The sequence below is a fragment of the Pseudomonas sp. FP1762 genome (genome assembly GCF_030687105.1).
GTDB lineage: Bacteria > Pseudomonadota > Gammaproteobacteria > Pseudomonadales > Pseudomonadaceae > Aquipseudomonas > Aquipseudomonas siliginis.
Genome location: NZ_CP117458.1, coordinates 1,655,966 through 1,669,454, shown reverse-complemented (window position 1 = coordinate 1,669,454; position 13,489 = coordinate 1,655,966). Strand labels below are relative to the sequence as shown.

Genomic DNA, 13,489 nt, shown 5'->3' with positions numbered 1-13,489 from the left:
TTATCAGACCTTGGCGTCGAACAATACATGACTTGCATTGGCGAGGCTGTCGGCCAGTTTGAGGGCTTCGGCGGAAGGAATCTGTCGAACGACTTCACCCGTCTCGCTCGCGATCACCTTGACGATGACCTTGCCGGAATGCTCGTCAATCGAGAACTCCAGATTACGCTTGATCGACTGGACGAACTTTTCGATCTCTTGCACCGCCAGCTTCAACTTGGCGCCGTCCGAATCCTGATCCTTGGCAGCGACCGGTGCTTCAGTCTTTTGGACTTTAGGCAGCTCTGACGGTTTGTCAGCAACCGGTGTCACTGGCTTGGGAGCCGGATAAGACACGTTAAGCTTTACGCTCATGTCCATGCCCATCACCTCTTAACGTAAAAAAGCGAGAGAGCACGACAAGCGCACTCCCCCGCCTAAACTTGTTCCGGATTACTGAAGCAGCTTCAGTACAGCGGAAGGCAGTTGGTTGGCTTGAGCCAGTACGGAGGTCGAAGCTTGCTGCAGAGTCTGCTGCTTGGTCAGGTTAGCAGTTTCTGCGGCGAAGTCGGTGTCCTGTACACGACCCTGAGCAGCGGTGGTGTTTTCAGTGATGTTCTGCAGGTTGGAGATGGTGCTGGTCAGACGGTTTTGCGAAGCACCCAGGCTGGCACGGGTTGCACCGATTGCAGCGATAGCGGCGTCGATTGCAGTGATCGCGTTGTCGATGTTCTGCGAAGCAGAACCAGCACCAGTACCCGAAGTACCGGTCAGAACTACAGTACCGCTACCTACCGACAGGCTGACGGCGTCGAACTTGGAGCTCAGTACCAGGTCGATGTGGTTAGCCGAACCGGTGTTTGCGCCAACTTGCAGGGTCACAGTACCAGCCGAACCGTCCAGCAGGTTTTTGCCGTTCAGGTTGGTAGCAGCCGAGATACGGGTGATTTCGTCAGACATCTGAGCGAATTCAGCGTTGGTAGCGGTCTGGTCAGCGGTGCCGTTGGTACCGTTACGAGCTTTAACAGCCAGTTCACGCATACGCTGCAGGATGTCGGTCGAAGCTTGCAGAGCGCCTTCAGCGGTCTGGGCAACGGAGATACCGTCGTTGGCGTTCTGGATGGCCTGGGTGTTACCGCGGATCTGCGAGGACATACGGTTGGAGATCTGCAGGCCAGCGGCGTCGTCTTTGGCGCTGTTGATTTTCAGGCCGGAAGACAGGCGCTGCATCGAGGTGGACAGAGCGTCGGAAGCGCGGTTCAGGTTTTTCTGAACGTTCAACGATGTGGTGTTGGTGTTTACTGTTAAAGCCATGACGAATTCCTCGTTGGTTGGGTACTGCGGCTTCCGGCCCTGGCAACCGCCGGGTATGGCCTAGAGAACCTTCGTAATAGTTATCGTCGGGTTTGCAGGTTGCTTGAGGGCTTTTTGAAAAAATTTTGCCATCACCACGCCACCCCCGAGAAAACAAAGACTTAGCAGCACATCCAGCGCGAAAAAATGACGTCATAAAACCGCCTGTAACGCAAAGCCGCGGGCCAGCGCGGCGCAGCGGTTCAGCGCCTGGCACTTTCCAGCAATTCGACCAGTTCGTATTCCATATAGTCAGCCAGGCCCAACCAGTCCTGGCGCTCCTGACAGTCGAGCATTTGCGTGAGCACCTGTGCCCAGTCCTGCTGCACCTTCTCCGAGGCAGACGCCAGGCATAGTTGAGCCTGTTCGAATACATCGACCATCGTCAACGCCGCCTCGACATCACGCCCCAAGCGAAACAAAGCCGCGCACTGGCGGCACTGATGCTGACTCTGGTTCAGCGCACTCATTGCACGAACTCCGGATTGAAAGCGGTCCCGGCAATCGATGCACCGGCGCGGCTGCTGTTGAGAAACTCGACCTGCGGATGCGCAGCGATATAACGCTCAAGCACACATAGATAGCCGCGAAAATTTAGCTGAGTGCTGACGCGCTGACCATGACCATCGCGCACCCAGTGCCGCGCCTGGGCCAGCGGCGGGCCTAAATCGCCGTCGTCCCAACCGGCGTGGGTCTTGTTCATCGGGAAGGCGAAGTCGGCGCCGAACAGAGTGATTCGACTCGCGCCCATTTTTACCGCGAGATCCACCGCCGGATGGATCACGCTACCGCCGACATGCAGCTCACCGCGTGGATACTGTTCTCGCAGGTCGCTGTAGATCGGGCTGGCCGAATAGCCGCCATAACGCTTGCCCTTCCATGCCTTCAATACCTGCGGATCGCTCATCGGCAAGTACACCAGCGCAATGTTCTCGGACGCCTCGCACGGCAGATGCCGAAAGCCGATGCGCTGATCGATGCTCACCACCAGATCAGGCTCGATGCCGTGCTCACGCAATGGCCGATAGGCCGTATCAACGCAGATGAACAACGGCCGCTCAGCAAGCTGACGGATCGCCGCCAGACGTTCGAAATGCTGCTCCAGTGTCGGCCCGGTGGCGATCACGTAGACTTCGCGCCCGGCGCAGCTACCGAACAACTGCGCCACATCGGCATCGCCAAGCAACACCGGCAGACATTCCTGCAAGCGTTGCTGGATTTCTGGCGACTGCGGATCGAAATCGCGGTTGTTGAACGTCAGGTGCACTTCATTGATCAGCCGATCGCGGATCTTTGCATTGAAGTCATCGGCCAGCAGCATCTCGGCCGGCAAGGCAAAGAATGGCGTGAAGAAGTCAGGATGATCACCGGCGTAAAACAGCTCTACCCGAGGATCCTGCAGCCACTGGCGCTGATCGAGCAGTTGCAGCACCAGCGCGAACAGCGCACCGTTGAGGATGTGTACGTACAGGCGCTCGAGCCCCGCATGTTCAAGAAGCACGGCGGGCAAGTCGCCCAAGCCAGTGCCATAGACGTGAACATGCGGTTTTTCCGGCAGGCTCGCCGCCTGGATTTGCGCCTCATGCAGACGATCATGGCGACTGGTGAGCTGAATGCCATCGACGCTCAGCGTCGAGCCCAGTCCTTGCACGAGTTCGGCCTGCACGGACGCGCTGTCTTCAGCCATCAATCGCTCGAACAGCGCCGGCCAGCGCCGTTGCAATACCTCGGCATTGGCTTGGAAAAACTCGCTCATGGCGCCTCGCGCTCCTTCTCGGGCAAAAAAATAGCGTTCAAGGTTAACCTTGAACGCTATTTTTGTATCAGTGGTTTTTACTGCAGCTTACGGACGATAGATGATCGCCGAGCCCCACGACAGACCGACACCAAAACCGCTCAGCGCAACGCGCTGCCAGTCGGAATCGAGCACATGTTTTTCCAACAGCAGCGGAATGCTCGACGACACGGTGTTGCCGGTCTCGACCATGTCCTTGATGAACTTCTCCGGTTCGCCTTCAAAGCGTCGCGCCACGGCGTCGACAATCGCCGCGCTGCCCTGGTGAATGCAGAATGCGTCGATGTCATCAGCCTTGAGATTGGAATCGTCGAGCAGCTCGTGCAAGTGCGCCGGGACTTTCAGCAGAGCGAAGTTGAAGACCTGACGACCATTCATGAAGAACACGCCGTTGCTGACTTTCAAATGCGGTGCGCCGGAACCGTCGGTGCCGAACTTGGCCTTGCCCAGCGCCCAGGTCGGGTTTTCGCCCATCCAGGTGGCGGTGGCGGCATCGCCAAACAACATGGTGGTGTTGCGGTCTTCCGGGTCAACGATTTTCGAGTACGGGTCAGCGGTGATCAGCAGGCCATTCTTCAGGCCGGCGGCTTCCATGAAGCCCTTGATCGCGTAGATGCCGTATACATAACCGGAGCAGCCCAACGAGATATCGAACGCTGCGACATTGGTCGGCAGGCCGAGCTTGTCCTGGACGATTGCCGCTGTGTGCGGCAGGCCTTCTTCATCACCGTTCTGGGTGACGACAATCAGCGCGTCGATCGATTCACGCTTCAGTTCAGGATTGCTGGCAAACAGCGCATTGGCCGCTTCCACGCACAGGTCAGAAGTTTCCTGCTCAGCGTCTTTGCGCGGCAGGAACGCCGAACCGATCTTGCCCAGGATGAACTCTTCATCCTTTTCGAATTTTGCACCTTGTGCGTAATTGTCCACGCCGGCTACAGGAACGTAGCTCGCAATGCTTTTTATGCCAATCATTACGGCTTCCCAATAAAAAACAGCCCAAAACCACCGCTCGCAAGCATTCGAGGGGCGCCGACAAACAGAAAACGGCCGCCACAATGGGCAGCCACGGGAAGCGCAAAGGGCTATCACTGGAACCGCAAAACGGGCCAGGCGCCATCTCCCCGGTCAATACAATACAGTGAAGATGCGCGTTATGACTCGCAGGTCACGCTATTTTGCCGAATCGATGGCAGATTGGCCTATTCGACCAGCAACCAGTCCAGCGGCGTACCGCGCTTGATCGCGGTGCGCGCGCGGCGTCCGAGGACGGCATCGGTGTGCTTGGGCGGCAGGCCGAGGCCGGGACGAATGGCGCGCAGATTGTCCCCGGTAAAGGCTTCACCGGCAGCCATGTCAGCGGTGACATACAGCGAACGGCGATAGACCAGCGACTTGCGCTCGGCCTCGGTGACGCCGTAATGCACCTGGCCCATGGCCTGCCAGGCACGCTCTGTTTCGACGACCAGACTGGCCAGCTCCGCAGGCTCAAGGGAAAAACTCGCGTCGACACCACCGGCCGAACGATCAAGGGTGAAGTGTTTCTCCACCACCGTCGCGCCCAGCGCCACCGCCGCCACCGACACGCCAACGCCCATCGAATGATCTGACAGCCCCACCTCGCAACCAAACAGCTCGCGCAGATGCGGGATCGTGCGCACGTTGCTGTTGAGTGGCGTGGCCGGATAGGTGCTGGTGCACTTGAGCAACACCAGATCCTTGCAGCCGGCCTCGCGGGCGGCACGCACGGTTTCATCCAGTTCGGCGATGCTGGCCATGCCGGTGGAGATGATCAGTGGTTTGCCGGTCGCTGCCACTCGACGGATCAACGGCAGATCGGTGTTTTCAAAACTGGCAATCTTGTACGCCGGCACTTCAAGGCTTTCGAGAAAATCCACCGCGCTGTCATCGAACGGCGTCGAGAACGCGAGCATTCCCAACTCTTTGGCCCGAGCAAAAATCGGCGCGTGCCACTCCCACGGTGTGTGGGCTTTTTCGTAGAGATCGTAGAGCGACGTGCCGGCCCACAGACTGCCCGGATCCTTGATGAAGAATTCGCCTTCAGCCAAATCCAGGGTCATGGTTTCGGCGGTGTAGGTTTGCAGCTTCAAGGCATGCGCCCCGGCCTTGGCTGCCGCCTCGACGATTTGCAAAGCGACGTCGAGAGACTGGTTATGGTTGCCGCTCATCTCGGCAATGATGAACGGCGGCGCATCGGCACCGATGGTGTGGTGGCCAATCTTGAAACTAGACATGCGGGTGATCCTTCAAAACACGGCTGAACGCACAGGTTTCCTGGATGAATCCGGCGTCGCGGAAGACTTTCAATGAGGACTGATTGGCCGGCATGACCCGCGCAGTAATGCGCGTCAATTGCGGCCAGTGCGCAGCGACAAACGCTTCGCCACGGCTGAGCACTGCCCTGCCCCAACCGAGGCCGAAACGCCCCTCCAGCAGATAAATCGAGACTTCGGCTTCAAACCCGCGCAAGTCGTAACGCAGCACCCCGACCGGGCCGTCGTCCGCCTCGGCAATCAGTAGCAGTCGCTGCGGATTGCGCAGACTCGCCGTCAGCCAGTGCAGATGCTGCGCCCAATCGATAACGCCGGTTTCCAGCGACCAGCGCCGCACTGCTTCGGCATTGCGTCCATCGAACAGCAACTGCGCATCGTCCTGGGTCGCCGGGCGCAGTTTCAGCACCGCACCGGCCAGCGCCGCCGCCACACGCTCGGCACCGCGCCCGTCGACCAGTTGCCGCGAACGCTCGGCGAGGCTGCGGCGCAAAAAATGATTGTTCACGACGAAGCCGACCGCATCACGCAACTGCTCGACGCTGACCTGTTCCCGAGCACCCATGAACACATGCGCACCGGCAGCGGCCATGACTTCGCCGTTGGCCTGTTGATTGTTCGCCACGGCGATGCAGATGGTCGGCAAACCCAGCGCCGCGCGCTCCCAACTGGTGCCACCGCCAGCGCCGATAAACAGATCGGCCTCAGTCATGCGCTGATGGAAATCGCTGACGAAACTGTGCAGGCGCCAGTTCGGTCGCTTCTCGGCCAACGCTTGCATCTGCGTCCACGCCGGGTTGTCGGCGCCAGCGACGAAATCCACCTGCAACTCAGTGAAATCAGCCAGCGCCAGCATCGCGTGGTGAGTCTGCCTCGCCGCGTCGAAACCGCCGAAATTCACCAGCACGCGCCGGGCCTTCGGTTTGATCTCGATGGCATCGCAGTTGAATTCTTCGCGCAGCATGGCGTAGCGCGGGCCGAGCAAGGTGCGACAGCCTGGCGGCAGCAGCGCCGCGTAGTTTTCACTCAAGCCCGAGAGGTTCTGATTGAGCAGCAGATCGACGCTGTAACGCCGCGTGGCCAGATCATCCACGGCGGCGATTCGATGCGCCCAGCGCCGGGCAGCGGTTTGCCAGTGATGATCGAGGCCGTAATGGTCGACGATGATCCAGTCGAACGGTGCCTGCCCATCCAGCAGCAGGCCCAGTGCATCAATATCGAACTGCCACGGCAACATCGATTCGATAGCCTGCAGCGGGTCTTCGTCGCGATAGCGCTCGGGCAGTGCAAAGGTCTCGAAGCCTTCGGCACTCAAGGCTTCGAGTCGATGCCCCGGCAAACGCCGACAGGCAAACGCAACATGACTGCCCTGCCCGCGCAGCATCCGCGCCAGGGTCAGGCAGCGGGCAATGTGGCCGCTGCCGATGGTTGGCGAGGCGTCGGCGCGGATCAGCACTCTCATTGCAGTTCTCCGCCGGCTCTGAGTGCGGCGTACAGGTATTCGGCGCGTTGCCAGTCTTCGGGCGTGTCGATGTCCTGGACCAAATGACGCGGCAGGATCACCGGCAGACTCGCTGGCGAAAACAGCGTCTCGCCACGCAGCCACGCTTCGCTGCGCCCCCAGTAAAATTGCCCGGCATCCTGAAACGCTTCGGGCAGATCCTGCGAACGGGTGGTACGAAATTCGGGGTACATGGACATCAAAGCGCCCTCCTCGTCGAGGGTCAGTGCGCGCTGCACCGGGAAACCGAAACCGCACACCGAAAAGGCAAACGACTTGTGCGGATGCTGCTTGAGCAAATCCAGACCCTGACGCAGATAACGCGCCTGCAACAACGGCGCGGTCGCGTACACGCAGCAGGCGTAATCGAACGTCGGCAATTGCTGCAAAGCATGCACGATCACCGCAGCGGTACCGGTGAAATCATCGGCCAGATCGGCCGGTCGCATGAACGGCACTTCAGCGCCATGTGCTCGTGCGACGTCGGCGATTTCGTCATCGTCGGTGCTGACCACAACGCTCTCGAACAGCCCTGACTCCAGCGCCGTGCGAATCGTGCGGACGATCATCGGTACGCCGTCGAACGGTTTGAGATTCTTGCGCGGAATGCGCTTGCTGGCACCACGGGCGGGGATGATCGCGACGCAGCTCACGGTGCCTTACTCCTCAAGCAGCAGCCGACGCAGTTGCTCGACCACCTGATCCTGTTGTGCCTCACTGAGCAAAGGGAACAGCGGCAAGCTGAGCGCCTCGGCGTAATAGCGCTCGGCCTCGGGAAAATCGCCCTCGGCAAAGCCCAGCTCTCGATAGTAAGGCTGCAAGTGCACGGGAATGTAGTGCAGATTGACGCCGATGCCAGCGTTGCGCAAACCTTCGAACACTTGGCGATGACTGAGGTTGCAGCGCTCGGTCTGCAAGCGCACCACATACAGGTGCCACGCCGAATCGGCTTCCGGCTGCGCGCTCGGCAAGGTCAGCGGCAGGTAGGCGAGCAACTGATCGTAACGCGCGGCCAGTTCCCGGCGACGTGCGACAAACTCATCAAGTTTGCGTAGTTGCGACAGTCCCAGCGCCGCTTGCAGATCGGTGATCCGGTAATTGAAGCCCAGCTCGACTTGCTGGTAATACCACGCCCCGTGGCTCGGCTCGGTCATGTGCTCGGGATCGCGGGTCATGCCGTGGCTGCGCAGGCGTCGCAGACGTTCGGCCAGCACCGGGCGATTGGTCAGGACCATGCCGCCTTCGGCGCTGGTAATGATTTTCACCGGGTGAAAACTGAACACCGTCATTGCCGCAAACTCGCCACAACCGACCGGGCGGCCGGCGTAGCTCGCGCCCACTGCGTGGGAGGCGTCTTCGATCACGGTGAAGTTGTAGCGCACCGCCAGTTCGGCGATGCGCCGCATATCGCAGCTCTGCCCGGAGAACGCGACGGCGACGAGGACTTTCGGCAACGTGCCGTCGCGCTCGGCCTGTTCCAGCTTCGCTTCAAGGGCAAAGGCATCGAGGTTCCAGGTCAGCGGATCGATGTCGACGAAATCAACATCAGCGCCGCAATAACGCCCGCAATTGGCCGAGGCAAGAAAGGTGTTTGGCGAGGTCCACAAGCGATCGCCCGGCCCCAGGTCAGCAGCCAGACAGGCAATGTGCAGCGCCGCCGTGGCATTGCACACCGCTACGGCGAAATCCGCCTGACAGCGCTCGGCCATCGCCTGCTCGAAACGTTCTATGGTCGGCCCCTGGGTCAGCCAGTCCGATTGCAGGACTTCGACCACCGCGTCGATGTCCGCCTGATCAAGGCTCTGCCGACAGTAAGGGATCATACCGACAGCTTCGCGTGCAGATCGGCGATCTGCCCCACTGAAAGGAAATGCGGGTTGGTGTCCGAGCGATACTCGAAATCCTCGCCCACCGCACGGCCACGTTCACCGAGTTTATCGACGGCGAAATCGACGTCGACGCTGGTAAAACGAATCGACGGCTGAATCGTGTAGTGATCCTCGAACTCCAGGGTCATGCGCGCATCGTCCAGCGGCACCATCAGTTCATGCAGCTTTTCGCCCGGACGAATGCCGACGTTTTTGTGCGGCAGATGTTCAGCCATGCCGCGCGCCAGATCGACGATGCGGATCGACGGGATCTTCGGCACGAACACTTCGCCGCCGTGCATCCGCGCAAAGCTGTCGAGGACGAACTGCACGCCGTGGTCGAGGGTGATCCAGAACCGCGTCATGCGCTCGTCGGTGATCGGCAATTCTTGCGCGCCGTCAGCGATCAGCTTGCTGAAAAACGGCACCACCGAGCCGCGCGAGCCAGCGACGTTGCCGTAGCGCACCACGGCGAAACGGGTCTGCTGCTCGCCGGCAATGTTGTTGGCGGCGACGAACAATTTGTCCGAAAGCAACTTGGTCGCGCCGTACAGATTGATCGGGCTGGCCGCCTTGTCGGTGGACAGCGCGACGACTTTCTTTACGCCGTTATCGATCGCAGCGGCGATGATGTTTTCCGCGCCGTTGACGTTGGTACGGATGCATTCGGTCGGGTTGTATTCCGCCGCCGGCACCTGCTTTAGCGCGGCGGCATGCACCACGTAATCGATACCGCGCATGGCCTGACGCAAGCGGTCGGCGTCACGCACGTCACCGATGAAATAACGCATGCACGGCGCATTGAAGGTCTGCTGCATCTCGTACTGTTTCAGCTCGTCGCGGGAGAACACCACCACACGCTTGGGCTGGTATTGCTCCAGCAAGCGACGGATGAAGTTGCGCCCGAACGAGCCGGTGCCGCCGGAGATGAAGATCGATTTACCGTTGAACATTTTTTCAATTCCGTCCCTGTCGCCAGGCTTAAGCGAGCAACTGTGCCCAGTCCAGTGAAGCATTGTCATCGAGCACGAAGCCTTTGCCCTTCAGGCTCAGGTTCGCGTTGTAGGCCTGATCCTGAACGAATGCCGCCGGCCATTTTTCGCGCAGGGCCAGCAGCGCTTGCGGGGCGTCAGGCATACCGCCCTGATGGATGACTTGCACCGCCGGAGTCCATACCGTCAGATAACCGGCCTGCCCGGCGCTCAGGCACAGATCGACATCGCTGAAGCCTTCGGCAAATGTGCTTTCGTCCAGACCGCCGAGCGCCTCGTACAACTCTTTGCGGACCATCAGGCACACGCTCGATACCGCCGAGTAGTTCTGTTCCACCGCCAAGCGGTGCAGGTAACCGTCGGCATCGTGATCTTCACCGACGAAGGGCGAATCGACCCCGCCATTCATGCCCAGGATCAATCCCGCCTGGCTGATCTTGCGATCACGGTCGATCAGTTTTGGCCCGACCACGCCGACCTCCGGACGCAGAGCATGGTTGAGCAAAGAGTCGAGCCAGTTCGGATTGACCACTTCCGCATCGGCGGCGAGCAGCACCAGGTACTCGCCACGCGCCTGACGACTGCCCGCGTTGAATAATCCTGCTGCGCTCAACGTCCGATCAGTACGCAGCACCTGCACTCTGGAGTGCTTGTAAGTCCCGAGCCAGTCATTGATCTCAGCCGTCTGATCCGCAGTGGCGGCGATCAGCACTTCATAGTGATGGTAACGGGTACGCAGCAACACACCTTCAAGGCAACGTTGCAGCACCGCCAGATCGCTGCCCGCCGGAATAATGATCGACACCAGCGGACGATCACTGTGGTGGTAGTCGATCTGGTAAACCCCCGGAACCGCTGACGTCACTTTGCCCTTGTAACCGCGATTGCCCAAATGGCGCAGCAGCGCCAGGCGCTCATCAGCATTCTCGACCAGCTCTGGTGCCTGGCTGATCAATAGCGGCTCGTCGAGGTGAGCCAGGCTGTTGAGGCCGTGTTCTTCGATAAGACGCAGCAGCACATCGAGCTCCAGTGCCTGACTGAAATCAGCGCGATAGCCGCCGATTTCGACCAGCGCATCGCGCCGTACCAGCCAGTGCCGCGCCATCAGCGTTGGCAGGCTCAGCAGCAGATCAAGGTTGAAGCCCGGCCGGAACACGTCGGTCAGGGCACCGTTTTCCTGACGCTGGATTTCGTCGGTGGATACCGCGCGGCAATCGCCGGCGTTCATCAACTCCAGGCTGGCGCGCAACAATCCGCTGGCAGTGAACTCATCACCGGCTTCAGCCAACAGCAGCCAGTCACACGGCGATTGACGAGCGCTTTGATTGAGCTTGTCGATCAGATTGCCCGCGGTCACTCGGACAAAATGCAGGGTGTTCTGCGCCGTGGTCGCGGCGGGCGCTTCGCCGGTGGTGAACACGACAATGCGGAAGGCCTTGCACTGCCCTTCCAGCAAGCTGTCGAGAGACACCTGAAGCTTGTCGATGTCGTCGTCCAGATCCAGCAGAAAAATGCCGAACTGCGGCCCGCCGCCATTCACCGCCAGATGTTGGCCGATTGCCTCGAGGTGAGCGCCGGGCGCACGTGCGGCCAGCCAGTTGAGCAGGCGACCGGACTGCATCTTGTCCATGACCGCATGATGGTCATCGACGGTCAACGCTTCGAGACGCTCGATCCAGGCCTGCATCGCTTGCGCCTCTTCGGCTTGGCCCATCGCAGTCAGCTGAGCCGCCAGCCGCTTGATCACGGTGCGATTGAACGCATTGAGATCGTGAGCCTGCCACAAACGGTCGAGAACGCTTTCCGGCGTGTCGTTGTTGCGTGCTTGCAGCAAGTGCGCCTGACGGGTCCAGACGCCCTCCAGGCCTTCAAGCTGGATGCGCCCCGCCGGCATGGCGTGCAGCATGAATTCGAACTGCGCCAGGCGGTCGAAAAATGCCTCGTTGTAGAACGGCATTTCCACGTACTGCAAAGGCCCGAAACGACGATCCGGGTACTTGAGCTCCTGATTCCAGGTGGACTGGATGATCAGCTCCGCGGTCAGCGCTCGATTCGATTGCAGGCTGTCGACCATTGCCTCGAAGCTTTGCAGGGCAAGCGCTTTGCCCTGCTCGGCGTCCAGCCCTTTGATCTGGGTTGGCAGCGCGGCAAGGAACTCGGCAAAGGCTTCACGCTCGGCCACCGATTTGGCATCGACGTAGGTCAGCGAGTGATACACCTCGGTGCTGTGTTCGGAGGCACCGTAGTTGATCTCCCGAACCACATAAGGGATCGGCAGAATCCGTGCTTTGGCACTGGCCAGCAGGAAATAGACATGGCCGATTTCCTGCCACTGGAAGCTGGTGGCGGGTGGCAATGCCGAGTGCCAGGTCTTCATCAGATCAGTACGGGTCACCGCATAGAACGGCGGGATGTACTGGCTCATGTAATCGATGACCCGCTCCTGAGCCTGTTCAGAGCAGTAGTCTTCCTGGACCTTTTTGTCGCGGCGGTAGTAGCTGACGCCACCGGCCAGCGTCAGGTACATCAGGCAGTAGCCGTGGCACATGCCGTAATCCGGATTGGCCTGCAGGAAACCCACGGATTCGGCCAATGAATCATGCAGGATGAAGTCGTCATCGGCCGCCAGCACCATGTGCGGCGTGGTCAGTTGCTCGACACCATAGGCCAGTTTGGCCTGCATCCCCCAGTACGCGAATTGCGGCACATGATGGTAATCGACGGCGGAAAAATCGCCTTCCGGACGTTCCGGCGAGGAGTCGAGCACCATGATCTTGCAGGGCAAGTCGCTGTAATACTTCACAGCCCGACGCAGGAACGCCGGTCGGTTGTGGGTAATGAGCACCACCGTCAACAGCTCATCGAGCGGTAGCGTCAGTTCAGAACTGTACTTGCCTTGCATAACTTCTCTCCACAACCGGCGACTCGCCGAAACAACTCTGGGTAAATGTTGCGAATTAACGAACGCGACGCAGGTAGCCGTCCGGCGCCACGGTGATCAGCAGTTTGTTCTGCAATTGCTGGTCGATTTCGAAGTCCTGGTTCTCTTCCAGGTACTTCCACACGGCGGTTTTCGGGTTGTCGCCCGGGCCCCATGGACGATCCGGGAAGAAATCGGCCGGCATGTCTTCAACCACGGTGTCCATGACCACGCAATAGCTGTCGACCGACACCAGCGGCGCGTAGAGGCGCAGCTCTTCGAGCACGTGATCGTGGGTGTGATTGGAGTCGAGGACCAGAATGACTTTCTTGCCTTTGGCGGCGGCCTGCACCTGAGCGGCAATGGCCGGGTCGATGCTTGAGCCTTCGATCATCTTGATGCGCTTGGCCATCGGGTGGCTTTCGATGGCTTCACGGTTGTGCGGACGAATGTCGAGGTCGATGCCGAGCACTTCGCCGTGGCCTTGCAGCTCGAGCAGCGAGGCGTAGTAGATGATCGAACCGCCGTGGGCAATGCCGCACTCGATAACCAGGTCCGGCTTGACCTGCCAGATGATCTCCTGCATGGCCATCATGTCTTGCGGCAGCTGGATGATAGGGCGGCCCATCCACGAGAAGTGGTAGCTGTATTTGTGCTTGGCCGATTCGTTGAAGAAATCCCGGGCCAGGCCGGTCAGTTTCGGGTCGTCACCTTGCTGGGCGATCTGCTCGCGGCACTCGGCTTCGAAGGCTTGGTTGATGCTGTTGTCGGTCATGTTGGTCATCTCAAG

At 59.9% G+C, this 13,489-nt stretch carries 12 protein-coding genes; all 12 read right to left on the bottom strand.

Annotated features, from left to right (window positions below; all coding sequences use genetic code 11):
* Positions 1–3: 3 nt before the first annotated feature.
* The 12 genes from PSH90_RS07315 to PSH90_RS07260 all read right to left on the bottom strand — a co-directional run bounded on the left by PSH90_RS07315 (position 4) and on the right by PSH90_RS07260 (position 13,474).
* Positions 4–360: a flagellar protein FlaG gene (locus PSH90_RS07315; protein ID WP_041479011.1), complete on the bottom strand. Its 357-nt coding sequence runs from the start codon at positions 358–360 to the stop codon at positions 4–6.
* Between the two features lie 72 nt (positions 361–432).
* Positions 433–1,293, bottom strand: coding sequence for a flagellin domain-containing protein (locus tag PSH90_RS07310; protein ID WP_016771090.1), 861 nt, complete (start codon positions 1,291–1,293; stop codon positions 433–435).
* A gap of 242 nt (positions 1,294–1,535) precedes the next feature.
* Positions 1,536–1,802: a hypothetical protein gene (locus PSH90_RS07305; protein WP_252877687.1), complete on the bottom strand. Its 267-nt coding sequence runs from the start codon at positions 1,800–1,802 to the stop codon at positions 1,536–1,538.
* Positions 1,799–3,088, bottom strand: coding sequence for a motility associated factor glycosyltransferase family protein (locus tag PSH90_RS07300; protein WP_305382442.1), 1,290 nt, complete (start codon positions 3,086–3,088; stop codon positions 1,799–1,801). Before PSH90_RS07300 ends, PSH90_RS07305 begins: the two co-directional genes overlap by 4 nt.
* Before the next feature lie 87 nt (positions 3,089–3,175).
* Entirely contained in the window at positions 3,176–4,102 is a 927-nt protein-coding gene (locus tag PSH90_RS07295) for a ketoacyl-ACP synthase III (RefSeq protein WP_016771093.1), read from the bottom strand.
* A 227-nt stretch (positions 4,103–4,329) separates the two neighbouring features.
* On the bottom strand, positions 4,330–5,382 hold the full coding sequence (pseI, locus tag PSH90_RS07290; RefSeq protein ID WP_305382440.1) for a pseudaminic acid synthase: 1,053 nt from the start codon (positions 5,380–5,382) through the stop codon (positions 4,330–4,332).
* Positions 5,375–6,880 (bottom strand): UDP-2,4-diacetamido-2,4,6-trideoxy-beta-L-altropyranose hydrolase, encoded by a 1,506-nt coding sequence (gene pseG, locus PSH90_RS07285; protein WP_236167930.1) that lies wholly within the window; start codon positions 6,878–6,880, stop codon positions 5,375–5,377. Before pseG ends, pseI begins: the two co-directional genes overlap by 8 nt.
* A complete protein-coding gene (pseF, locus tag PSH90_RS07280) occupies positions 6,877–7,572 on the bottom strand; it encodes a pseudaminic acid cytidylyltransferase (RefSeq protein WP_150636646.1) in 696 nt (231 codons plus the stop codon). The genes pseG and pseF overlap by 4 nt, the downstream gene beginning before the upstream one ends.
* Positions 7,573–7,578: 6 nt before the next feature.
* On the bottom strand, positions 7,579–8,742 hold the full coding sequence (gene pseC / locus PSH90_RS07275; RefSeq protein WP_150636644.1) for a UDP-4-amino-4,6-dideoxy-N-acetyl-beta-L-altrosamine transaminase: 1,164 nt from the start codon (positions 8,740–8,742) through the stop codon (positions 7,579–7,581).
* Positions 8,739–9,740: a UDP-N-acetylglucosamine 4,6-dehydratase (inverting) gene (gene pseB / locus PSH90_RS07270; RefSeq protein ID WP_041479004.1), complete on the bottom strand. Its 1,002-nt coding sequence runs from the start codon at positions 9,738–9,740 to the stop codon at positions 8,739–8,741. The genes pseC and pseB overlap by 4 nt, the downstream gene beginning before the upstream one ends.
* Positions 9,741–9,768: 28 nt before the next feature.
* A complete protein-coding gene (locus PSH90_RS07265; RefSeq protein WP_305382439.1) occupies positions 9,769–12,681 on the bottom strand; it encodes a TIGR00180 family glycosyltransferase in 2,913 nt (970 codons plus the stop codon).
* 55 nt (positions 12,682–12,736) lie between these two features.
* On the bottom strand, positions 12,737–13,474 hold the full coding sequence (locus PSH90_RS07260) for a cephalosporin hydroxylase family protein (protein WP_038860482.1): 738 nt from the start codon (positions 13,472–13,474) through the stop codon (positions 12,737–12,739).
* Between the last annotated feature and the right edge of the window lie 15 nt (positions 13,475–13,489).